The sequence below is a fragment of the Solibacillus faecavium genome, from assembly GCF_014836905.1.
GTDB classification, from domain to species: domain Bacteria; phylum Bacillota; class Bacilli; order Bacillales_A; family Planococcaceae; genus Solibacillus; species Solibacillus faecavium.
Genome location: NZ_JACSPZ010000006.1, coordinates 1 through 24,221 on the forward strand (window position 1 = coordinate 1; position 24,221 = coordinate 24,221).

Genomic DNA, 24,221 nt, shown 5'->3' on the forward strand with positions numbered 1-24,221 from the left:
TTCCGAAGTAGCTCAGTTGGTAGAGCATCCGGCTGTTAACCGGCAGGTCGCAGGTTCGAGTCCTGCCTTCGGAGCCAAATAGGCCCGTTGGTCAAGTGGTTAAGACACCGCCCTTTCACGGCGGTAACACGGGTTCGAATCCCGTACGGGTCATTTTAAAGCATGTAGCATAGGCTGCATGCTTTTTTATTTTTATCAGGAATACGATGCAATTGCTACTAATTTTTTGGGTACAAAACAAAAGACAAAAAATGAAAAAATAAAATTTTATTGAAACATAACATATATGTTGCCAATCCATACTATAAACAATAATCGGAAAATAAATTCATTTTAACATCTTAAGATTCGACTCATTAAAGTTTCTCCTCCAATATTGGAAGCCTTCTATAAAGTAAGGGTTAAATATCCGCGAATGGTATTAAATAACCTTATATATTATTTGAAAATAACTTCCTTTCTATTCTAAAAAATTTATAATAAATAGCAGGAGGTTAAAAAATGAATAAAATATTTAGTGCATTACTAACATTGATTCTTATAATATCAATGTCTTTCCCAGCAACTACTGCACAGGCAGAGCAGGTCTTTACAGATGTACCTCCAAAGCATAGTAACTATAATGATATAGCTTATTTATTAAATAAAGGTATTATTTCTGCCGACAAAAAAGCGTATGGTGTGAAGGATATTGTGACGCGTGAGGAAGTAGCAGTCATGGTAGCAAAAGCTGTCGGACTGGATGGTACAAAACGTGCCACGAAATTTAAAGATATTCCAAAATCACATGCCAATAGTGGCTATATACAATCTGCTGTGGAAGCAGGGATCATCAACGGTTATACAGATGGTACGTTTAAGCCGACAACAAAAGTAACGCGTGGACATATGGCGGCGTTTATTGCACGTGCATTCGATCTGCCAAACGGTACGAAAACTTTCAAAGACGTAAAAAAAGGTCATACTGCATATGAAGCCGTGAGCCAATTAGCAGCAGCAAAAATTACAACCGGTTATGAAGATGGTACGTTTAAGCCGGCCAATAACTTAACGCGTGCGCATATTTCTGCCTTTTTAGCACGAGCAGTGAAGTATCAGGAAAACCTAAATTCATCAAAAAAAATGAAAGTCCACTTTTTAGATGTAGGACAAGGGGATTCGATATTCATTCAGGCGCCAAATGGTAAAACAATGCTTATAGATGCCGGGACAAAGGATTATGGCAATACAGTTGTTTCGTACTTAAAAGCACAAAATGTGAAGAAGCTCGATTACATTGTCGCAACCCATCCTGATGCAGATCATATCGGCGGGTTAAATGCAGTCATTCAAGCGTTTCAGGTAGGGGAGTTTATCAACAGTGGTAAATCCCATACAACAGTAACGTATGAGAAATTACTGGAAACCGTTTTAAGCAAAAATATCCGCTATAAGGAACCAACTGTAGGGGAAACCATTAATTTAGATAGTGAAGTTAAAACACAAGTATTAGCAGTCGATGCAAAGACAAGTAGCACAAACGATGCATCCATTGTATTGAAGCTTACGTATAAAAATGTATCATTTTTATTAATGGGTGATGCTGACACTGAAGTAGAGGCACAAATCTCAAAGGCATATAATGTGTCGGCAACGGTATTAAAAGCGGGTCATCATGGATCTAGTACAAGTAGCTCACTGTCATTTTTACAAAAGGTTAAGCCTGAAGCGATTGTTTTAAGCTACGCAAAAGACAACAGCTATGGACATCCACATAAAGAAGTGATGGCAAATATTAAAACAATCGGTACAAAAGCTTATGCAACAGCTGAGGCAGGTACAATTGTTGCTACAACAAATGGTCAAACGTATTCGATTAATGCAAAAGAATTCATTGTACCGATAATAACACCAACAACGCCTACGAAACCCACAGGTGATGTAAGCTCAGGTACTTACGTTATTCCGGGAGCACCAACTTCATTTAAAAACTGTACAGAAATGCGTAAATATTACCCTTCTGGTGTCAGCTCATCTCATCCTGCTTATGCAGCAGCAAGAGACGGGGATAAAGATGGTTGGGCTTGTGAGTTATAATAATTATTATGAAAGGGATATCCGGAATTAGGATATCCCTTTTTTGAGTTGATCAATTTTAAAGCACCAAATGCCTAATGAGAAAGGCATTGGTGCTTTTTGTGATGAATTACAAAGTTAATACAGAAAAATTTATTCCTCAATTGAGTAAATGGAAATGGAGGATTATGAACTGTAATTAACGAAAGAAGAATTATAAGTATAAAGAATATTAAAAAAATTAAGATAATTTCATATTGTGAAATTTCTCGGTATAACCACTATATTCATCTTGTTAATATGAGATTAATAATTTGAGAGGGGGTTTTTATTATGGACGGAAAATTATTAAGACAGGCTTTTGGAAAATTTCCGACAGGTGTAACAGTTGTGACTTGGTTTGATGAAGATGGGATTAATGGAATTACGGTGAATTCATTTACATCGGTGTCTTTAGAGCCACCACTTGCACTTGTATCGATTGATAAAAAAGCAAATTCATATAAACAGTTACAAAATAAACCTTTCACGATCAATGTGTTGGCGGATGATCAAGAGGCGATTGCATGGCAGTTTGCGGGGCGTCCTCAGGAGGGACTGGATATTCCTTGGAATAAGGAAGGGGATTCGCCAAGCATTATCGGTGTTTCGAGCTACTTTAAATGCAAACAATGGCAACAATACGATGCTGGCGATCATGTGCTTTTTATTGGAGAGGTTACAAAATTTGAACGTCAAGACGGTGATTCATTAACATTCTTTGAAGGCAGGATGGGAACGACAGCAATGTATAAAAGCCAGGAAGTGCAATAAATATAAAGGGAGTGTATATGGTGGGGATTCGTACTGGAGCACAATATATTGAAGCATTAAAGTCACGCAAGCCAGAAGTTTGGTTAAACGGGAAGATCGTAGAAAATATTTTGGATGAACCATACTTTAAACAACCTGCACAGGAAATTGCAAAGTTGTATGATATGCAGCATGATCCCGTATATCAGGATGATTTAACCGTAGTGTGCGAGGAAACGGGAGAGCGTATGGCGACATCCTTTTTAATGCCACATAATTATGAGGATATTATGAAGCGTAGTAAGGCGTTTGAGGTGGTGGCACGTCAAACTTTTGGATTAATGGGTCGTACACCGGATTTTTTAAATACAGTTGTAACATCATTGGCTCAAAACTCTTGGTTTTTACGCAAATATAATGAGGACTGGGCAACGAATATCGAAAACTACTATAAGCATTTACGAGATAACGATATTTTCTTAACACATGCGATTGTGAATCCTCAAAATGACCGAAGTAAAAATTCGCATGAACAGGCTGATAAATATACGCATCTTGGTGTTGTAGAGGAACGACCTGAAGGAATTATTGTACGCGGGGCAAAAATGCTGGCGACATTAGCGGCGTTGACAGATGAAGTGATTGTTTATTCCTTCCCGGGTTTTGCGCCTGGCGATGAGCGTTATGCGCTGGCGTTTGCTGTACCGGTTGATGTAAAAGGGCTGAAAATTATTTGCCGAGAGCCAGTGCAAGATGGGACACGTTCGACATTCGATCATCCACTTGCATCCAGATATGAAGAAATGGATGCATTACTGGTATTCGAAGATGTACTTGTACCTTGGGATAAAGTATTCCTTTACAACAATGTTGAGGCAGCAAACTTGCTGTATCCTATGACAGGTATCGCTGAACAACCAGCACATCAATCGGGTGTACGTGGCTATATTAAGCTGAAATTTGCGGTGGAAGTTGCATGTAAAGTGGCAGATTCAATCGGAGCAGACCAATATTTACATGTGCAACGGGATTTAGGGGAGTTAATTCAAAATACAGAGGTTATTCGTTCACTACTGCGTACAGCAGAGCATGAATATACAATTACCGAATACGGAGAGGCACGATTAAACCCAGTCGTACTGGAAACAATTCGCGGTATGATGCCAGACATGTACCCACGCACAATCGAAGTAATGCAGACGATTGGAGCAGGGGGATTACTTATGATGCCAACAGAGGCAGACTTCTTAAGTGATGAGCTCCGTCCAACGATTGATCGCCATTATGGTGGTCGTGCAGGTATCGACGCAGAGGCACGTATGAAAATTTTCAAGCTAGCCTGGGATTTATGTGGAGAGGCGTTTGGGATGCGCGCACTACAATATGAGCGTTATTACACTGGAGATCCAATTCGTAAGCGTGCAATTTTCTACAATAAGTACAAAAAGGAAAATGCACTTGATCTAGCTGAAGCAATTTTAGCGAAGGAAGACACAATAAAAGAGCCACAAACAAACTAATCAGGAGGTAATAGGAATGATCGCTTCTGTAAGTAAAATGGCACAAATTATTGATTTATTTTTTGAAAGTGAGTCAGCTTTGTCAAACAAACAAATTGCAGAAATGTTAGGTCTTCCTGTTAGCTCTGCACATCATTTTTTAAAGACGATGTGCAAGGAAAATATACTAATGCAAGATAAAGACCGTAAATATCGACTCGGCTGGCGTATTTTAGAGTGGAGTAATAAAGTCATGTATCAGCAGGAGATGAATGAAAAGGTTGCACCAATTGCGGCAAGTCTTGTAAATCGCTATAAAGGCAGTGTTCATGTTGGGATGTTCGATAACGGCCAAGTTCGATTCATATTTAAAAGTGTTTCACCCCATTCAGATGTATTGCCGACATATATCGGTGTAACAAGATTCCCTGCTCATGCCACAAGTATCGGTAAGGTGCTGCTTGCCTATAACCCATCTTTTGTGAAGGCGGTTGAGCATCATGGTATGGAAAAGTTTACGGAAAATACGATAACTGATATTTCTGATTTGAAGGTTGAGCTAAAAGAGATTTATAAACAGGGCTTTGCTGTTAGCAAGGGTGAAAATGAAACAGGGACATTTGGAATTGCCGCCCCAATTAAAAGCTATAGTGGGCAAGTTATTGCTGCACTAAACTTCGTATGCGATATCAATTACGTTCAGGAACATAATTATCAGCTTATTTTAAATGAGGTTATCCGCTCTGCGCAGGCCATTTCGCGGGAGATTGGCTATATAACAATTTAAATGCTAGCGTGATAGCTTAATTTCTATTTAATAGAAAACTGTAAACGCGCATAGCACAAAAAAATAGGAGGTTTTACAATGAATAATTTTACTGAAGTAAGCAAAATGCAAGCACGGTCTCAAAACATTTGGAAAATCATAGAGGAAAACAAAGATTTACTAAAGCCACCAGTAAATAATACAGCACTTTGGAATGATTCCCAGTTTTTGGTTATGTTAGTTGGCGGTCCAAACGCACGTCGTGAATTCCACGTAAGCCCTTCAGACGAAATTTTCTACCAAGTAAAAGGCTCTTGCTATGTTGAAATTATTAACGATGAAAACAAACGTGAAGTAATCGAAGTAAAAGAGGGTGAAATGTTTGTTTTACCAGGAAGCGTACCACACTCTCCACACCGCGTAGCTGACACATACGGCATCGTAATTGAATATAAACGTCAAGAAGGCGAACTAGAGGACTTAGTATGGCTATGTGAAAAATGCGATCACGAAGTACACCGCGTAACGCTGCAAGTAACAAATATCGGACCACAGATTGCAGAAGGAATTGCGAAGTTCAATGGCTCGGAAGAATTACGTACGTGCGATAAATGCGGTCACGTGATGTCAGAAAAAGTTGAGAAATGGCAAGTATGAGAATCGACTTCCACACGCACATTTATCCATTAAATTTACCTAATTTTGCGGAGAAATACGATAACGATAGATGGCCAATAATGGAACAAAAATGCTCTTGTGGAGCGGACATAATGGTAAGCGGTAATCTGTTTCGGGAAGTAACAGACCAAGTGTGGGATCCGAAAAAGCGAATAGAGGATATGGAAAAAGAAGGCGTCGATATGCAAGTAATATCACCTGTACCTGTTACTTTTTCGTACTGGGCACCGGTTGAGCAGGCATTGGAAATGGCACAATTTCAAAATGATTTTATCGCTAACATAGTTAAGGAATATCCAGCGCATTTTGCTGGGTTAGGTACTGTACCAATGCAGGATGCGGAGGCAGCGATTGCAGAAATGCACCGCTGTAAGGAGCTTGGGTTAGCCGGTATTGAAATTGGAACAAACGTCAATGGAGAAAACTTAGATGCAGACTATTTGCTGCCATTCTTCCAAGCGGCTGAAGAGTTGGAAATGCCACTTTTTATTCATCCTTGGGAAACGATGGCAAAAGATCGTACACCACGCCATAACTTTATGTACACAGTAGGCATGCCAAGTGAGACGGCACTTGCCGCTGCAAGTTTAATTTGGAGTGGTGTGATGGAAAAATATCCGAACCTCAAAGTGTGCTTTGCGCATGGAGGTGGGTCATTTGCATATATTTTACCCCGCTTAGATCAAGGTTGGGATGTCTGGCCGCATTTGCGTCTAACAGAGTACCCACCAAGCTATTATGCCAAAAAGTTTTACTTTGATTCGCTCGTATATGACAAAGACAATTTTGCCTTTTTGTTAGAGCGCTTTGGTCCTGACAAAATTATTATGGGCTCTGATTATCCATTCCTACTACGTGAGATCAATCCAGGTAAAGTCATCGATGAATCGCTGCAGCTTTCAGACGAAGTGAAGAATGCTGTCCTTGGCGAAAATGCCCGTCAGTTTTTAAATTTAGCAAAGATTGGTGTGAGTAAATAATGAATGATACACAAACGCCAGAATCACAATTGGAGAAGCTCGGCATTGAGCTAGGTAAACCACGTTCGGCAGTTGGGAATTATGTAGGCTGTGTGCGTACGGGAAATTTACTTTTCACATCAGGTCAAGGTGTTGATCAATATCACGGTAAGCTTGGTGAGGATTTAACAGTTGAAGAGGGCTATGCAGCGTCACGCCAATCGATGATTAACTTAATTACAGTGCTGAAGCATGAATTAGGAGAATTGTCGAAGGTGAAACGCATTGTAAAAATTTTGGGGATGGTTAATTCTGCTCCTGATTTTACACAGCAGCCAAAAGTTATGAATGGGGCATCGGATTTACTTGTTGAAGTATTTGGTGAAAAGGGAAAACATGCGCGTTCAGCGGTGGGAATGGCACAGTTGCCGAATAATACAGCGATCGAAATCGAGATGATTGTTGAAGTAGAAGAATAACAGCACGTGCGGCAGCTTTAAGGAAGTAATAGCTTTATCTTCTTTAAGGTTGCCTTATTTTATACATCGACGTAAAGCGAGGTGAATCCTGCACAGAGGTGTAGGAAAATATGCAACAAGTAAAGATAAAAGGCATCGATTGCCGTAATTTTATTAACGGTCATTATGTGGAAGCAACTGAAGATCGAAAATTTTTAAACATTAATCCAGCAACAGAGGAAATAATCGGCTGGGTAGCAGAGGCAACGCAAGATGAAGTTGATTTTGCGGTGAAAGCAGCAAAGGCAGCCGTAAAAGGCGAATGGTCTACCTATACAGTAAAACAACGCTCACAAATTATTCGCAAGATTGGCGATCTTATTTTAGAAAATGTAGAAGAGTTTGCAATGCTTGAAGCGCTTGATACAGGAAAGCCTTATGAATTAGCGATGGAAATGGATATTAAACGCGCGGCACATAACTTCCACTTTTTCGCAGATTATATGACTTCGTTAGGAAACGAAGCGTATAACCAGGACAATATTGCACTGCATTATACAGTAACGCGACCGGTAGGAGTAGTGGCAATGATTAACCCTTGGAACTTGCCGCTCTTATTATTAACGTGGAAGCTTGCCCCATGTTTAGCTGCAGGGAGTACAGCCGTTATGAAACCTGCGGAGCTAACACCGATGACTGCAACGAGGCTAGCGGAAATTTGTAAGGAAGCTGGCGTGCCGGATGGCGTTGTCAATGTTGTACATGGTTTCGGAAAAGATTCTGCCGGGGCGTTTTTATCAGAGCACCCATTAGTGGATGCGATAACCTTTACCGGGGAAACGCGTACAGGAACAACAATTATGAAGGCAGCTGCTCCAACGTTAAAGAAAGTTTCATTTGAGCTTGGCGGCAAAAACCCTGCCATCATTTTTGCAGATTCAGATATTGAAGAAGTAGTGGAAACGACACTGCATTCAAGCTTCCGTAATCAAGGGCAAGTATGCTTATGTGCATCACGCATATACGTAGAACGTTCCATCATGGATGAATTTTTGCGGAAATTTGTAGCCCGTACGAAAGAGCTGGTTGTCGGAGATCCATTTGACGCTAAGACGAATATCGGTTCATTAGTAGGGAAGGAACATTACGAAAAAGTCATGCACTATATTGATATTGCGAAAGAAGAAGGCGGCACAATTTTAACAGGCGGAAAGCGACCGGCCCATATGGAAAAGGGCTACTTTATCGAACCGACAATTATTGTTGGATTGGATGAACATTCACGGTGTGTCAAAGAAGAAATTTTTGGTCCAGTCGTTACGGTATTGCCATTTGATTCAGAAGAAGAAGTAATTGGTTATGCGAATGATACAACGTACGGCTTAGGGGCGACAATTTGGACGAATGATTTACGGCGTGCACACCGTGTTGCTGGGCAAATCGAATCGGGAATTGTATGGGTGAATACATGGTATTTACGGGATTTACGTACACCGTTTGGCGGTATGAAGCAAAGTGGAATTGGGCGTGAAGGCGGCGCACATAGCTTCGAGTTTTACTGTGAGCAATCGAACGTAACAATCAAATTATAAAAGCAGGTGACCCATGGTGAGTGTAAATTTAATTGAATGGTCAAGTAGAATTTCGCAGGCAGAAAAAATGCGTCAAGGTATTGCACCCTTGACGGAACAAATCGACAGTTTAAGTTTGAAGGATGCCTATTCAATACAGCTTGAGCAAATACATCGTAAAGTAAATGCCGGCGACAATATTACAGGCAAGAAAATTGGCTTAACCTCACGCGCGATGCAGCAACTGCTAAATGTAGATGAACCAGATTATGGTCATTTACTGGCGTCGATGGCTATAACAAATAATGTCCTTGATTGCAGTGAGTGTATTAAACCACGAGTAGAAGCTGAAATTGCGTTTGTCATGAAGGAGGACTTAATTGGTCCGAATGTTACGTTGGAACAAGTACTTGCAGCAACCGATTATATCGTTGCGAGTCTTGAAATCGTTGATAGTCGCATTAAAGACTGGAAAATTAAGTTGCTAGATACGATAGCGGATAACGCGTCTTCAGCGAAATATGTGTTAGGGGATATAAAGAAGCCGATTGAGGAAATTGACCTACCTGCTGTAGAAATGAATTTTTATAAAAATGGTGTATTGGTCAATAGCGGAAAAGGGACAGATGTTTTAGGCAATCCTGCCGCATGTGTTGTATGGCTCGTAAATCGTTTAGCTGATTTTAATATTGGAGTGAAAAAAGGCGAAGTAATTTTATCGGGTGCTCTATCCGCTGCACTTGATGCAAGCCCAGGGGACGAATTTACAGCGGACTTTGGTGAAACGCTCGGGAAAATTCAATTAAGCTGTGTTTAATAGGAGGTTCTATGAAAAAGGTGAAGGTAGGAATTATCGGTTCCGGCAACATTGGTACGGATCTTATGAAAAAGGTTATGCGCTCGGATTCTTTGGAAATGTCGGTGTTAATTGGTATTGACCCAACATCTGATGGATTAAAGCGTGCGCAAGACGTTGGGATACACACGATTTCAGACGGTATTGAAGGATTTTTGCAGCAACCTGAGCTAGCGGATATTTTATTTGATGCTACTTCAGCAAAAGTACATCAAACGCATGTTGATGCATTGGTGCCGCTAGGAAAACGTATTATTGACCTAACACCGGCAGCAATCGGGCCATTTGTTGTACCGGCTGTTAATTTACACAAGCATATCAATCAGCCAGTTGTAAATATGATTACGTGCGGTGGACAGGCGACTATACCGATTGTATATGCAATTCAACGTATACAAAATGTTGCCTATGCAGAAATCGTTGCCACAATAGCCTCAAAAAGCGCTGGTCCAGGAACTCGAGCTAACATTGATGAATTTACAGAAACAACAGCGCGTGCCATTGAGCAAGTTGGCGGTGCAAAACAAGGAAAAGCAATCATTATTTTAAATCCCGCAGAGCCACCAATGCTTATGCGTGATACCGTTTCTTGTTTATTAGAGGAAGAGGCAATCCATCCATTGCAAATTAAGCAATCGATTGAAGAAATAGTGCAGGCAGTCAACGAATATGTACCAGGCTACCGTTTGAAGATGGAGCCTTTGGTGGATGGACGCGAAGTAAAGGTGTTTTTAGAAGTGGAAGGGCTAGGAGATTATCTGCCGGTGTACGCCGGTAACCTGGATATTATGACAGCTGCAGGTTTGAAAGTCGCTGAAATGATTGCGCAACAGCTCCAGCAAGAAGGGGTGCATATATCATGAAAAAGTTATGGATAACAGAAGTAGCGTTACGTGACGGCAGCCATGTTGTAGGACACCAATTTACAAAAGAACAGGTGCGCAGTGTAACAAGACAACTAAGCGCAGCCGGGGTTCCTTATATTGAAGTGACTCACGGCGATGGCTTAGGGGGCTCCTCTTTACAGTATGGCTTTTCAAAGGTATATGACATAGAACTGGTCAAAGTCGCGGTAGAAGAGGCCGGTAATTCAACAATTGCTGTTTTACTTTTACCGGGAATTGGTACGATTGAAGACTTAAAAAAGGCATATGATGCAGGTGCCCGTATGGTACGTGTAGCAACACATGTCACAGAGGCGGATGTATCAAAGCAGCATATTGAAACAGCTAAAGCGATGGGCATGGAGGTAGTTGGATTTTTAATGATGGCCCATAGTGCTCCGCCGGAAGTTGTTTTGGAACAGGCAAAGCTAATGGAAGCATATGGGGCAGGTGCTGTTTATGTAACTGACTCTGCAGGTGCAATGCTGCCAAGTGATGTGACGGCACGTATTAGTTTGTTAAAGGCTTATTTGTCAGTAGACATCGGCTTTCATGCACACAATAACTTATCATTAGCCGTTGCGAACACTTTAGCAGCTGTTGAGGCTGGTGCAACTCGTATTGATGGTAGTGTTTGCTGTCTAGGTGCAGGGGCAGGAAATACGCAAACAGAAGTCTTAGTTGGTGTATTAGACCGCTTAGGTTATGAAACAGGCATTGATCTTTACAAAATGCTCGACTTGGCAGATGATGTGCGCACTAATATTTTGCCAGCCCCCCAGGATATTACGAGTGGCAGCTTTATTATGGGCTATGCCGGCGTCTATTCAAGCTTTTTACGTCATGCTGTCGTTGCCGCAGAGAAATTCGGGGTGGATGCCCGTGATATTTTAGTAGAGCTTGGGAAGCGTAAAGTAGTAGGTGGACAGGAAGATATGATTATTGAAGTAGCGCAACAAATGGCGGAAAAAAGGGTGAGTATATCGTGAGTACAATTTATGAATATGTAGAGCGTATTGCTACTGCACAATCAGAAAAAAAAGCAATCGAAAAAATTACGATTAGTAACCCGGCATTAACATTCGACGAAGCGTATGAAATTCAACGCCTTAGTATCGAAAAATCAATTTCAGCAAGTAATTCATTTATTGGCTGGAAGATGGGGTTAACGAGTAAAGCGAAGCAACTTCAAGTTGGTGTGGATTCAACGATTTACGGGCGTTTAACGAATAATATGCTGATGAACCACAATGAAATTACAGCAGCAGATCACATTCATCCACGCATCGAACCGGAAGTCGCGTTTACATTTAAAAAACCGATTGCGGGAGAAAACTTGATGCCTTACGAAGTATGGTCGGCAGTGGAATATGTGTATTTAGCGCTGGAAGTTATTGATAGTCGCTACGAAAACTTTTCCTTTTCTTTAATGGATGTAATTGCAGATAATGCCTCATCCACAAAGTTTTTGTTGGGTAGTCAGCCATATGCACCAACCACAACTGATTGGGCACAAATAAAAGTGGATGTGTATTACAATAACGAGCTGAAATATGAAGGAACTGGTGCAGCCATTTTAGAGCATCCGATTAATTCGGTGATTGAGTTACTGAATCTGTTGAGCAAAGAAGGGCGTGGTATTCAGCCGGGTGAACTTGTGTTGGCTGGTGCGATGACTGATGCGGTGGCTGTGAAATCTGGTGATACAGTAACAGCCGATTATGGTGTACTGGGCAGCTTAACAATTAATGTGAAGTAACATGGAATGCTAGGTATCAATGCGTGCCAATAACAGGGATTTTATTGCAATGCAAAAAAGGAACGAGCCATTATTAATGAATAACGATTGTCTAGCAGTTACCGATCCGATAAAGAAATCAGAGTGAGAAGAAGATCTAGTATCATAAAAAAGGATAAAAGGGGAGGCAATTTCATGAAAAAGCTTATAAGTTTTGCAGTAATGCTTATGTTACTTCTAGTTTTGGCGGCGTGTAATAATGATAAAGAAACGGCGGAGGATAGCGCTTCAGCAGGGACAGGCGAGTATCCAGAAGTAACATTTAAATTAGCACATATTACACCAACGGATCATATGTGGCATCAGGCTTCTGAGAAATTCAAAGAAGAGTTGGAGACGATTACAGGCGGCAAAATGTCAGTTGAAATTTACCCAGCGAGTCAATTAGGTTCTGAGGCAGACATGGTTCAGCAAGTAGAAGCAGGGTCAGTTGATATGGCGATGATTACAGCAGCCTATTTAACATCTCGTACACCAGAAATGGCGGCATGGTTTGCACCATATTTATTCGATACATTAGAAGAAGCGAATACGGCAGCGCAATCAGACTTAGGACAGCAAGTGTTGAAAAAAGTAGAGGGTACGGGTCTTAAAGGTTTAACGTACTTATTTGCAGGTCAACGTACGATTGTAACAAAGGACGTAAAAATCAACTCTACAGATGATCTAAACGGCTTAAAATTACGTGTAACACCAAGTCCAGCGTTACAGTCATTCTACCGTAATGCAGGTGCAGCGCCAGAATCATTATCATTAACGGAAGTTTATTCAGCGTTACAAACAGGCGTAATTGATGGGATGGACATGGACTTAGACGCAACTATTACAAATAAGTATGCTGAAATAGCAAAATATGTAGCAGTAACGAATCACATGGTGTGGCCTTCAACAATTTTAACAAATGACAAAAAATTCAATGCTCTTTCAAAAGATGCACAAGATGCTGTGACACAAGCTTGGAAGGTAGCCAGTGATTACGCAGTAACAACGCGTTCTGGTCAGGAAGAGGATTTCCGCAAAGAGCTTGAAGGTCAAGGTATGGAAGTATATGACTTAGATCCAACTGTATTTAAGCAACAAATTGAAGCATTCGATAGTGAGTACGGAGGTCAGTCAGACTTAATTAAGCAATTCATTGAAGCAAACCGTTAATCAAATATAGTATTCGAACAGCGATTAGGAGGGTGCAGGATGACGAAGCTCAGTAATATTGTTACAAAAGTAGAGGAAGTTATCATGGGCGTTTTAATGGCAATTTTAACGGTTATCATGGTAACAGCTGTATTTTTCCGCTACGTATTATCTGATCCACTCCCTTGGGCAACAGAAGTTTCGATTTACTTATTCATTTGGTTTTCATTCATAGGAGGTAGCTGGGGCTTGAAGTACGGTACACAAGCCGCAGTTACTTTTTTACTCGATGCGTTATCAGAGAATAAGCAAAGGATTTTAAAAATTGTCCAAGATGTGATTATGTTAGCTTTTTTAATCATTATTTTTGTATATTCCGTCAAATGGCTTATGTTACCTTCAACGATGCTTCAAAAGTCTACGTCCCTTGGTATGCCAATGTGGCTTCCATACAGTGCGGTACCGATAGGCATTTTATTTGCCACGATTCACATTGTTGCACGTCTAATTCGTTTATTTAAAAATGAAGAAAAATCCCAACAAGAAGAGATTGGAGATGAGTTAGTATGACATTTATAACGATTGCTGTATTTGTCATTTTATTAATTTTAGGTATTCCAATTTCTTTAGTTTTGGGGATTACGACAGTTATTTACTTTTTAATCAACGGGCAGGCTTTACTCTTGGAATCGACACCGCTCCGCATGTTTTCGGGGCTCGAAAATTTTGGTTTATTAGCAATTCCATTGTTCATGTTAATGGGTGAAATTATGAATGAGGGCGGTATTACGACAAGGCTAGTTAACTTTGCAAAGTTAATTTTAGGGCATTTTCGCGGGGGATTAGCGTATGTAACGGTCGTAGCAAATATGTTCCTAGCGTCTATTTTGGGCTCTGCCAATGCCCAAGCTGCAATGATGAGTAAAGTTATGGTGCCTCAAATGGAAAAAGAGGGCTATAAGCGTGAGTTTGCAGGAGCAATTACGCTAGCTTCATCCATTATCGCACCGATTATTCCGCCGAGTATGATTTTCATTATTTATGGAACATTGTCGAGCACATCGATTGGTGCAATGTTCATGGCAGGGATTTTACCGGGGATTTTGTATGGGGGTGCATTCATGGGAATGATTGCATATATGGGATACAAACATAACTTCCCAAAAAGTAAACGCAGTTCTTTCAAAGAGATTTTTCAGGGGATACTTAAGACGTTACCGGCATTACTGATTCCCTTAATTGTAGTGGTAGGGATATTACGCGGTATTTTTACAGCGACAGAATCAGCAGCTGTTGCCTGTTTTTTAGCCATTATCATTGGATTATTTGTTTACCGAGAGCTAGATATTAAAAAGTTTCCGAAAATGCTAGTAAATACAGTAACAAATACCGCGACAGTGACATTTTTAATTATAATGGCCAACATTTTTGGTTGGATGATAGCGTTTGAGCAAATTCCACAGCTAATGGCCGACTTAATTTTAAGCTTCACAGAAAGTCCGTGGGTATTTTTACTATTAGTTAACGTTCTTTTAATAGTTGTCGGTATGTTAATTGATGGTATTGCAGCACTTGTTATTTTAGTACCTGTATTGATGCCGCTTGTACACGCGCTTCAAATTGATCCGGTACACTTCGGAGTTATTATTTGTATTAACTTGACGCTAGGTTTGTTAACACCGCCGGTAGGTACAGGATTATTCATCGTATCATCGATGGCAGATATTAAGTTTGAACGACTAGTAAAGGCTGTTTTCCCATTCATTATAGTATCGGTTATCGTATTATTCATTATTACGTATATTCCGGATTTAGTTTTAGTTATTCCTAGATTCCTAGGGTTCTAATATGAAACAAGTAAGGTGGCTCGTTTGGCTTATTATTGTTTCTCAGCTATTTACTGCGTTTGTGGGACGAAGCCTAAATCCATTTGCCGCTTATATTGGAGAAAGTTTTATGCTGACCAACCTTCAAATTGGCTTTCTTCCAACCGCGTTATTCGTTGGACAGTTTTTAGCGACATTGCCAATGGGGTTTATCGCTGATAAAGTGGCAACCAATCGTCTGATGCTGTTATTGATGTCCATTGTCGGTAGTGGTTTTCTGTTACTCGCAACAATTGATGGTAATTACTATATAGCGTTGCTTTTCATTATGATGGCAGGGCTTGGTTATGGGGGAATGCATCCTGTAACGAATAAAATGCTTGTCCAGCTATATCCTATGCAAAAAATAGCATTGCCGATGGGCGTAAAACAAATGTCCATTACGCTAGGCTCTGCTTTATCAAGTATTGTATTAATCGCCATTGCAGAATATATCGGCTGGCAGCAAACAGTTGCGATGGCATCCATTTTATTATTGTTAATTGGCATATCCGTATATATGTTACTAAAACCGTACGAGGAAACCTTCCGTTCACATAGTGCTACAGAAGTGTCATTAATTTCCCAGATGAAAAAATTAATGAGTTCAACGCCGCTATTTTTTTCAACTTTAGTTGCGCTCATTTTAATGGGTATACAAGTTACGTTTAATACGTATCTTCTATTATATTTGATAGAGGTAAAGGTATGGGCCGTTTATTTAGCTGGTTTAGCGCTTGCTTGCTCTGAAATTTTCGGCGCACTTGGTCGCGTTTTATGGGGAATAATTAGTGACAAGCTTTTACGCAGCAACCGCTGGGTGGTACTATTAATAATCGCAGTTTGGATACCATCCGGTTTATATGGTTTACATATAGTGCAAGATCGTCTGCTGTTAGTAATAATCATTGCAACAATCGGCTTTTCGCTATCCGGATTTAATGGTATTTGGATGAACTTAGCTGTTGAAAGTGTTCCGAAAATGTTAAGTGGCTCAGCGAGTGGATATAGCGTGACGTTTGCTTCTGTAGGTGTTTTTATTATCCCGCCACTATTTGGATATATTTTAGATCAAACGAGTTATTTACATGCAGGGGCTTTTTTAGCTTGTGTAAGCAGTTTTTGTGTATTAATTATTATCGTAATGCTTTTTAAAGAAAAGAAGCGGAGGGTTTTAAATTAGTGGCACATAGGATTGGATTTATATCAAAGTTGCTTTTGAAAATTAATAATTTTGTGGGAATGTATTGATTTTTCCATTACAAAAGCCGATTTATACTAAAAAAATAGTGTGAATCGGCTTTTAACACTTTCCGGGTGTAGTCTCATTATTGTTTATTCATTTGTTACTTGATTGATACTTACTAATTTCCTTTTGCATGTGACTATATAATTCATGTTCTTCGATAGTTTCCAAAATTAATAACCCCCGCTGGATATAGTCGGCACCTTCTTCTTTTTGATTTAAATTATGTAGGCAAATTCCTTTGCGTATATAGACGATAGCCATTTGATAATGCATTTTAAAACTTTTTACTTTAGGTATAAGCAGATCAAGTTGCTGCAAAGCTTTATCTTCTAATTTATCCTTTATTAACATTAAGCTATAATTCAGTCTGAAATTAACTTCTATCCGGTTAATTGATTGGAAGTCCTTATATTTTTTAAGGGATTTCTCTACATATTCAATCGTTAAATGGGCGACTTCTACCGGGAAAAGGAAGAAAATAGCGTTTATTATATATAAGTCTTTTATAAATAGTTGTTCTTTGTTCGAAAAGAAATCTAAAAAGTGAAGCGCCTGAGATTTGTTGAAATATATATCCTCATTTCGAAAAGCTTCTAATAAAAACTTTGAAATTTGATGAAGGAAAGCAATTGTTGATTCGTTCCTTACTTCCAAATATTTTTCACACTTATCAATGAACTCTTCCAATGATTTAGTATTTGTAACAGAAAATCTAAAAAACTCGCGGTACAGTTTTTCTTCTTCTGTATAGCTATAGCCGTTTGCGATAAAGAGTACTTCCTCCAAATCGATATTAAGATTATTCAAGATACCGATTAGCGCTTGGGTAGGGATATCTGCAGTTCCTTTTTCAAACTTTGAATATGTACCTTGAGAAATAATTCCCTCGCTAACGTCCCGTTGAGTCATTCCTTTTAATAAACGTACATCACGGACTGCATTTGATAAAAACATAAACTACCTCCTATTCGTATACGAATAATATTACTACTTTTTTTCAAAATATAGTAATATTTTTAAGTGAAAGGGGGGATTGAGATGGAAATTTTAATGTCATTAGTTACAGCATTAGATGTATGGTTAATAGGTATCGATGTATTCTAAGGTTTCTACAGTAAATATCGACTTGCCAAAGATTCACTTAATACTTAGAAAAAGTAAAGTATATTACTTAGAGTTATTAATTTTTGAAACACTAATTTTACATCTTCCTAGATGTGGAGTTGGTGTTTTTTTATGTAAAATAATCAAGTATGTACATCCTCTATGTTATATCAAATAGTTTCATTTAAAACGATAAAAAATAGCAGCCCAACCAAAACTATGGTCTCGGTTTGGCTACTATTGTTAATAAACTTAATTTATATTTCTATTAATTACTGAACGCGGGCGAAACCGAATCCTGAAGCATAGTCATCACCAGTAGAGGCACCGTGACCACCTTTAATGTCTACAGCCTTTGCTCTTGTTTGTAAGTTAGAGCGCAGTTGCGTGTGAGACCATGATGGATTTTGAGCCCAAATTTTTGCTGCTAAACCTGAAACATGAGGAGAAGCCATTGATGTGCCGCTAATTGTGTTATAACCGCCATTATGCCATGTAGAATATATTGCCGAACCTGGAGCTGAAATTTCAATATCTCCTTGCTGGATTACATAATCACCTGCTGTTGAGGCATATCCACGAGATGAGTAGTCAGCTACACGGTACGTCCCGTTTTGTTGTACATTTTCCAGAGCAGCAACTGCAACTGCATTCGGTAATGCTCCTGGATAACCAATTGACCCTTGCGAATAGCCTGAATTACCGGCTGCAGCAATAACTAGAACACCTTTACTGTATGCATAGTTGACAGCACTTGAGATAAGGCTGTTATTGGCTGAAGAACCTAGTGACATATTAATGATTGTTTTAGTACGAGTAGAAGTTGCTTGATCTGCTGCGTGTCGGATTGCTGCAGCAATATCATCCGAGTATCCAGAACCGCTGTCTGTTAATACTTTGTAAGCCCAAAGATCGGCATCTGGTGCAACACCGTAAACACCGCCTCTATCGCTTCCTCCATTAGCTAATGCTGAACCGGCAACGTGTGTGCCATGCCCGTTTCTGTCAGTACAGCTATTGTTTACAAGTGGTGTTGCAGTCGTAAAGTCTTTACACTGTTCCACATTATTAGCAAGGTCGCGGTGAGAAGTATTGACACCCGTATCCAGTACGGCGATATTAATGCCGCTACCGCCAGACGTTGATGTTAACGAGTTGTTGTTGTAAATTGCTTTAATGCCCCACGGTACTTGCTGGGAAGCTCTAGCATAAATCGACGCATCCGGTTCTTTATTTTCTAATGTATAATCCTCTTCCAGGTTAATTGTATCTAATTTAACGACAGGAACTTTTGTAACTGTGATATTTTTATTTTTCTGTAACGCATGGAACTGTTTTTCATTCATTTCAGTAGAAAAGCCGTTGTCTGTTAACTCCCAGCGAGCAGAATACTGTGCTTTTGCTGAGGCTTTTGCCGATTGGCTATTTGCTTCAACGTATACGCGGAATTTTTCCTGACCGACGTTGTTTGCCGAGCTATCTTCGGTATTCAGTGTTGTGGCCTGCACGGGATTTACTAATGCTCCTGCCATCAAAAGACCTAATAATGTACTTTTAACTTTTTTCATTTTGTCCTGACCCCTTTTCCATATGAGTGATAAGATTACTATTTGAATCTATCATATTTTCATTTTTTTGATTATTGGGAAAAATTTAAGTATACTGGATAAAATACCTAGCTATTTGAAAGGAGCGTTTATTTGTATGAAAGTTGGATCATTAATTAAGTACTATCGTACAAAGCTGGGAATGACACAAAATGAGGTGGCAGCGGGGATTTGCTCAATTCCCCATTTAAGCAAAATCGAGAACAATAATAAGGAAGCAAACAGTGAGACAATTCGTCTGTTGCTGGAACGGTTGAATATTAATATACATGATGTAGAAATCAGCGAGCAGAATATTATTAAATTACTGAATGATTTACAAAAACATATAAACTACTTAGAGAATGAAAAAGCGATAGAAATAGTTAGGGAATTAAAAAAATACGAAGAAATTATCGGTTTTACGGAATGTATTTATTTATATGAGCTTTATAAATTGCGTTATTATGTGTTTGTAAATGAATATAAATTGGCAGAAGACCAGTTAAAGTGGCTAAATGCCCACCGCCAGAATTTTTCCCAACATGAGAAATATTTACATTCATACTATTATGCATTAGTTTTAATAACAAGAGGGAAGTATGCTGAAGCAGCTGTAGAACTTACTCAAATTCTCTACATACATCCGGAACTAGGGTCGCTGGAAGGGGAGTTTTATTATCATTTCTCCTTAATAAAGGGGCGGCTGGAAGAGACAAGCCAGGCAATTATTTACGGGAGAAAAGCCCTTCAGTTTTATAAGGACCAGTTTAATTTTAAAAGAATTATTTATACATCCATGTCGTTGGCGCTTTATTATTCTCAAGGAAAAGTATTTCATGAAGCAATCGAAATCTATGAACATCTCTTGAGGAATGTAGAACTTTTGCAGCAACAGCAGCTACTGCCTGCTATCTATCATAACTTAGGGGATTTGTATCAAATTAGAGGAGAATATGAAAGTGCATTAGTTTACTTTGAAAAAAGTGCTTCTTTAATGGAAAAGAACAGCGATAACTATTTATTTTGTTTATACAATTTAGGCTTTACACAATATCGCCTTAACCAAGGGGAAGAGAGCCTGAAAACCTTTACTATTTTAAAGGACGAAGCAAAAAAGATGAAAAAACTAAGTTTTAATTTATTTGCTTCTTTTTATTTATATTTGCTCAAAGGAGAAGAAAAGAAAGCAATGGGTTTTTTAGAAGGGAGGTTAATTCCGTTTACAGCAAATAATGAAGAATTTAAAGTAATCCATCAGCAATTTTCTTATTTATTGGGTGAGTACTACCGACAGGAAAAGAAGTTTGAAAAAGCAATCCAATTCATTTAATTATAAAGGAGACGAGGAATATGAAGAAAAACGTTAAATTATCGCTATTATTATTAAGTGTGGCATTGGTGACATTGTCTATCCCAATTTATCCCCCAGTTTTATCCTAATAAAAAACGCCATTCAGAAGCTTAATATAAGCTACTGGGTGGCGTTTTACAATTATTTCATTACCTTTGACTTCATTAAAAAAGCAAAGCCTTCCGCGCTTTCCAATGAAAACGAAGCACCGCGTCCTTCCATTACATCAACAACAATTTGCATATGCTTTAAATACTCCGCCTGCTGCTTATCGATGTAATAGGGAACACCTGCAATTTCCCCGATGAGTACAAGCTGACTGCTAATATAATGACCGTCCGATTGGAAACATATCGGCACCGTGCCATCACAGCACCCGGAAGACTGTTCAAAGACTAACTTCCCATGCTTTGTCTTCAACAGCTCAATAACCTCAACCGCTTTTTCAGTCGCGACTAACTTTTCCATAAAGCACCCTCCTATAAAAAAGAGGATGCACTATAAAAGCGCATCCTCTAATAGTCCGCTTCGGCTTAGAAGAAACCTTGAGCGTTTTTGTTGTAGCTTACTAACATACATTTTGTTTGTTGGTAGTGGTCTAACATCATTAAGTGGTTTTCGCGACCGATACCTGATTTTTTATATCCGCCGAATGCAGCGTGTGCAGGGTATTGGTGGTAAGTGTTTGTCCAAACACGACCTGCTTGGATACCACGAACAGCGCGGTAAGCTGTATCCATGTTACGTGACCATACACCAGCACCTAGACCGAATTCCGTGTCGTTAGCGATTTCCATAGCTTCTTCGAAAGTAGAGAAAGTTGTTACAGAAAGAACTGGACCAAAGATTTCTTCTTGGAAGATACGCATTTTGTTGTGACCTTTGAATACTGTTGGTGCCACATAATAGCCGCCTTCTTGGTCAGCATCTAATTGGTTTTGGTAGCCGCCGATAAGTAGCTCTGCGCCTTCTTCTTTACCGATTTCGATGTAAGATAAGATTTTTTGTAATTGTTCATTTGAAGCTTGAGCACCCATCATTACTTCTGTATCTAACGGGTTACCGATTTTGATTGCTTTAACGCGTTCTAGTACACGTTCCATGAATTTGTCATAGATAGATTCGTGAACTAATGCACGTGAAGGACAAGTACAAATTTCGCCTGAGTTTAATGCGAACATTACTAAACCTTCGATAGCTTTATCCAAATACTCATCGTCATGATCCATTACGTCTGGGAAGAAGACGTTTGGTGATTTACCGCCAAGCTCTAATGTTACAGGGATAATATTCTCTGTAGCGTATTGCATAATTAAGCGACCAACACCAGTAGAACCAGTGAACGCCACTTTGTTGATGCGTGGGTTCGTAGCAAGTGGTTTACCAACTTCAATACCTAAACCATTTACAACGTTGAATACACCTTTTGGTAATAAATCTTGGATTAATTCGATTAATACCATGATTGAAGCAGGTGTTTGCTCAGCAGGCTTCATTACGATTACGTTACCAGCCGCTAATGCAGGAGCGATTTTCCAAGAAGCCATTAATAATGGGAAGTTCCAAGGAATAATTTGACCTACAACACCGATTGGCTCGTGGAAGTGGTATGCTACTGTATCGTTATCGATTTCAGAAATTCCGCCTTGTTGTGCACGAATTGCACCAGCAAAATAACGGAAGTGATCCACTACTAAAGGAATATCAGCGTTTAATGTTTCGCGTACTGCTTTACCGTTGTCCCAAGTTTCAGCAACAGCAATTTTTTCTAAGTTTTCTTCAATGCGGTCTGCAATTTTATTTAAAATATTCGCGCGGTATGCAACAGAAGTTTGTGCCCAGGCACCTTTAGCTGCATGTGCTGCGTCTAATGCTAATTCAATATCTTCTTCAGTTGAACGAGCAACTGATGTAAATACTTTACCAGTTACAGGAGATTTTACATCTAGGTATTGTCCTTTTACAGGCGCTACCCATTCGCCACCGATAAAGTTCTCGTATTTTTCTTTAAAGTTAACTACTGCACCAGCAGTATTAGGATTTGCATAGATCATTTAACTACACCTCTATCACTCGATTTAAAGTTTATTAACTTTATAATTTGATTATGCATCTGCAAAAGAGAAGTTACAAATGAAAAGGCTTACAGAAATAACTTCATAACTATATTTATAAAGTGAAAATGTATATTTCTTTAATTTAGGGGAGTATTGTTATGTACTGATACAGAAGGGATTATAGCGTCTATTAATTGAATGGATTGTTGGTTTAACTCTATAGTATTATAATTTATGTTTATTATATAACAAGATTTAACAATGAAAATTAATGTATAAATATAAATTTATAATGATAAAAATTCTTTTTAAAAAATTTATCAATAATACTATTAAAATACCTATTTTTTGTTTTTTGTAGCATAAAAGGTGGGTGGAACACCTAATTATTGTAAAAATAAAGTTTGACATTTTCTGTTAATACACCCTACTTGTTCGCTTTACGAAATAGTTTCAGCTAAAATAAGACAAACTACTAATGAAAGAGGAGGGGCGTTATGTTTCTTGCATTTATCATTGCACTAATCGGTGCACTTTTATTTTCAGCCCTCTCTTTACCGATTCCATGGCTGATCGGTCCTATTTTTTCTGTACTGATTGCACAGTTTTTTATAAAAGACCGTCTCCGGTGGCCGGCCACTTTACGAAATACGGGGCTCATTATCGTTGGAGTCGCAATTGGCCAGCAGTTTGATTTTGCTTTGTTTTCCGATTTTCAGTCGTTAATGTTATTCATGGTTATTGTGAACGTTTTGCTGTTTTTATTTTGTTTAGGAATTGCATGGGGTATTTCTCGTACGACAGGACTTACTTTTAAGACAGCAGTTGCTGCAAATGTACCTGGAGGATTGTCGCAACTCGTATTGTTTGCGGAAGAAGAAGGGGATGTTAATTTAACAGCGGTCACTTATTTTCATATAGTGCGTGTATTGGGCGTTGTGCTGCTTATCCCATTTTTAGTATCCGGCAATGTCGTAGGAGGGGCTTCAATTCCGCTTACTTTGGATGTTTGGCAAGTAGTTCTGCTCATTATTTTGTCCGCTGCACTTGTGCCAATCGGTAAAAGGTTAAAGCTGCCTGTTGCACATTTTTTGACTCCAATTATCGTTGTGATTGCTTTGAAGTTATTTAGTATTGATACACCGACAATGCCGAGTGATGTTCTTCATATAGCACAGCTATTGATTGGTGCATATATCGGCTTATTGTTAAAACCATCAACTTTGCGTTTACCTGCAAAAGTTCTGGCCGGGGGAGTATTGAGTACTATTGCGATGATTGTACTTACCTATGGCACTAGCCTGCTGATCGCTGAATTTTTAAACTTAAGCTTTGCAACGAGTTTTTTAAGTACAGCACCTGGAGGACTTGACCAAATGGGCTTGCTTGCTGCAGCTGTAAAAGCGGATATTTCAGTCGTAACAGTATTCCAACTCTTTCGTTTGCTCTTTATTTTCCTCTGTATATTGCCGCTGATTAAATGGATTTATCGCGAGAGAGAAAAGGAATTGAGTTAATTAGCAATGTAATTGTGTCTACATTATCTCAGAATATTCTAT

The 24,221-nt window shown here is 39.2% G+C and carries 22 protein-coding genes and 2 tRNA genes; 20 read left to right on the forward strand and 4 right to left on the reverse strand.

The features are described from left to right. The first annotated feature begins 1 nt into the window (after position 1). The 18 genes from H9635_RS12655 (at position 2) to H9635_RS12740 (ending at position 16,495) form a co-directional block, all read left to right on the forward strand. Positions 2-77, forward strand: a tRNA-Asn gene (locus H9635_RS12655). Between the two features lie 4 nt (positions 78-81). Beyond that, a tRNA-Glu gene (locus tag H9635_RS12660) sits at positions 82-153 on the forward strand. Between the two features lie 348 nt (positions 154-501). Continuing rightward, complete coding sequence (locus tag H9635_RS12665) at positions 502-2,076, forward strand: S-layer homology domain-containing protein (RefSeq protein WP_191700674.1); 1,575 nt, start codon at positions 502-504, stop codon at positions 2,074-2,076. 312 nt (positions 2,077-2,388) lie between these two features. Then, positions 2,389-2,868, forward strand: coding sequence for a flavin reductase family protein (locus tag H9635_RS12670; RefSeq protein WP_191700675.1), 480 nt, complete (start codon positions 2,389-2,391; stop codon positions 2,866-2,868). Positions 2,869-2,888: 20 nt separating this feature from the next. Further along, on the forward strand, positions 2,889-4,367 hold the full coding sequence (locus H9635_RS12675; protein ID WP_191700857.1) for a 4-hydroxyphenylacetate 3-hydroxylase family protein: 1,479 nt from the start codon (positions 2,889-2,891) through the stop codon (positions 4,365-4,367). A gap of 16 nt (positions 4,368-4,383) precedes the next feature. Beyond that, a complete protein-coding gene (locus H9635_RS12680) occupies positions 4,384-5,133 on the forward strand; it encodes an IclR family transcriptional regulator (protein ID WP_191700676.1) in 750 nt (249 codons plus the stop codon). 78 nt (positions 5,134-5,211) lie between these two features. Continuing rightward, positions 5,212-5,769, forward strand: coding sequence for a 3-hydroxyanthranilate 3,4-dioxygenase (locus H9635_RS12685; protein ID WP_225231299.1), 558 nt, complete (start codon positions 5,212-5,214; stop codon positions 5,767-5,769). Then, positions 5,766-6,770, forward strand: coding sequence for an amidohydrolase family protein (locus tag H9635_RS12690; RefSeq protein WP_191700859.1), 1,005 nt, complete (start codon positions 5,766-5,768; stop codon positions 6,768-6,770). The genes H9635_RS12685 and H9635_RS12690 overlap by 4 nt, the downstream gene beginning before the upstream one ends. Next, entirely contained in the window at positions 6,770-7,228 is a 459-nt protein-coding gene (locus tag H9635_RS12695) for a RidA family protein (protein ID WP_191700677.1), read from the forward strand. The genes H9635_RS12690 and H9635_RS12695 overlap by 1 nt, the downstream gene beginning before the upstream one ends. A gap of 110 nt (positions 7,229-7,338) precedes the next feature. Beyond that, positions 7,339-8,799: an aldehyde dehydrogenase gene (locus H9635_RS12700; RefSeq protein WP_191700678.1), complete on the forward strand. Its 1,461-nt coding sequence runs from the start codon at positions 7,339-7,341 to the stop codon at positions 8,797-8,799. A 13-nt stretch (positions 8,800-8,812) separates the two neighbouring features. Further along, the gene (locus H9635_RS12705; RefSeq protein WP_191700679.1) at positions 8,813-9,595 is read left to right on the forward strand and encodes a 2-keto-4-pentenoate hydratase; all 783 of its coding nucleotides are present in this window, start codon (positions 8,813-8,815) and stop codon (positions 9,593-9,595) included. Between the two features lie 11 nt (positions 9,596-9,606). After that, positions 9,607-10,497, forward strand: coding sequence for an acetaldehyde dehydrogenase (acetylating) (locus H9635_RS12710; RefSeq protein ID WP_191700680.1), 891 nt, complete (start codon positions 9,607-9,609; stop codon positions 10,495-10,497). Further along, a complete protein-coding gene (gene dmpG / locus H9635_RS12715; RefSeq protein ID WP_191700681.1) occupies positions 10,494-11,507 on the forward strand; it encodes a 4-hydroxy-2-oxovalerate aldolase in 1,014 nt (337 codons plus the stop codon). The genes H9635_RS12710 and dmpG overlap by 4 nt, the downstream gene beginning before the upstream one ends. After that, the gene (locus H9635_RS12720; protein ID WP_191700682.1) at positions 11,504-12,277 is read left to right on the forward strand and encodes a 2-keto-4-pentenoate hydratase; all 774 of its coding nucleotides are present in this window, start codon (positions 11,504-11,506) and stop codon (positions 12,275-12,277) included. The genes dmpG and H9635_RS12720 overlap by 4 nt, the downstream gene beginning before the upstream one ends. 174 nt (positions 12,278-12,451) lie before the next feature. Continuing rightward, the gene (locus H9635_RS12725) at positions 12,452-13,468 is read left to right on the forward strand and encodes a TRAP transporter substrate-binding protein (RefSeq protein ID WP_191700683.1); all 1,017 of its coding nucleotides are present in this window, start codon (positions 12,452-12,454) and stop codon (positions 13,466-13,468) included. A 39-nt stretch (positions 13,469-13,507) separates the two neighbouring features. Beyond that, positions 13,508-14,017, forward strand: a complete 510-nt coding sequence (locus H9635_RS12730; RefSeq protein WP_191700684.1) for a TRAP transporter small permease — start codon at positions 13,508-13,510, stop codon at positions 14,015-14,017. Further along, a complete protein-coding gene (locus H9635_RS12735; protein ID WP_191700685.1) occupies positions 14,014-15,294 on the forward strand; it encodes a TRAP transporter large permease in 1,281 nt (426 codons plus the stop codon). Before H9635_RS12730 ends, H9635_RS12735 begins: the two co-directional genes overlap by 4 nt. A 1-nt stretch (position 15,295) precedes the next feature. Further along, positions 15,296-16,495, forward strand: coding sequence for an MFS transporter (locus H9635_RS12740; RefSeq protein ID WP_191700686.1), 1,200 nt, complete (start codon positions 15,296-15,298; stop codon positions 16,493-16,495). A gap of 156 nt (positions 16,496-16,651) precedes the next feature. Here H9635_RS12740 and H9635_RS12745 read toward each other — a convergent pair whose 3' ends face one another. Further along, positions 16,652-17,515, reverse strand: coding sequence for a helix-turn-helix domain-containing protein (locus tag H9635_RS12745; protein WP_191700687.1), 864 nt, complete (start codon positions 17,513-17,515; stop codon positions 16,652-16,654). 422 nt (positions 17,516-17,937) lie between these two features. Next, on the reverse strand, positions 17,938-19,233 hold the full coding sequence (locus H9635_RS12750) for a S8 family peptidase (RefSeq protein WP_191700688.1): 1,296 nt from the start codon (positions 19,231-19,233) through the stop codon (positions 17,938-17,940). A gap of 136 nt (positions 19,234-19,369) precedes the next feature. On the opposite strand from H9635_RS12750, the gene H9635_RS12755 reads away from it, so the two are divergent. Continuing rightward, positions 19,370-20,584 (forward strand): helix-turn-helix domain-containing protein, encoded by a 1,215-nt coding sequence (locus tag H9635_RS12755; RefSeq protein ID WP_191700689.1) that lies wholly within the window; start codon positions 19,370-19,372, stop codon positions 20,582-20,584. Positions 20,585-20,746: 162 nt separating this feature from the next. Here the strand turns inward: H9635_RS12755 and H9635_RS12760 are convergent, their stop codons facing one another. Together H9635_RS12760 and exaC are read right to left on the reverse strand one after the other, a co-directional pair. Next, complete coding sequence (locus tag H9635_RS12760) at positions 20,747-21,073, reverse strand: DUF779 domain-containing protein (RefSeq protein ID WP_191700690.1); 327 nt, start codon at positions 21,071-21,073, stop codon at positions 20,747-20,749. 65 nt (positions 21,074-21,138) lie between these two features. Continuing rightward, on the reverse strand, positions 21,139-22,659 hold the full coding sequence (exaC, locus tag H9635_RS12765; protein WP_191700691.1) for an acetaldehyde dehydrogenase ExaC: 1,521 nt from the start codon (positions 22,657-22,659) through the stop codon (positions 21,139-21,141). Between the two features lie 500 nt (positions 22,660-23,159). On the opposite strand from exaC, the gene H9635_RS12770 reads away from it, so the two are divergent. Next, positions 23,160-24,179, forward strand: coding sequence for an AbrB family transcriptional regulator (locus H9635_RS12770; protein ID WP_191700692.1), 1,020 nt, complete (start codon positions 23,160-23,162; stop codon positions 24,177-24,179). Positions 24,180-24,221: the final 42 nt, after the last annotated feature.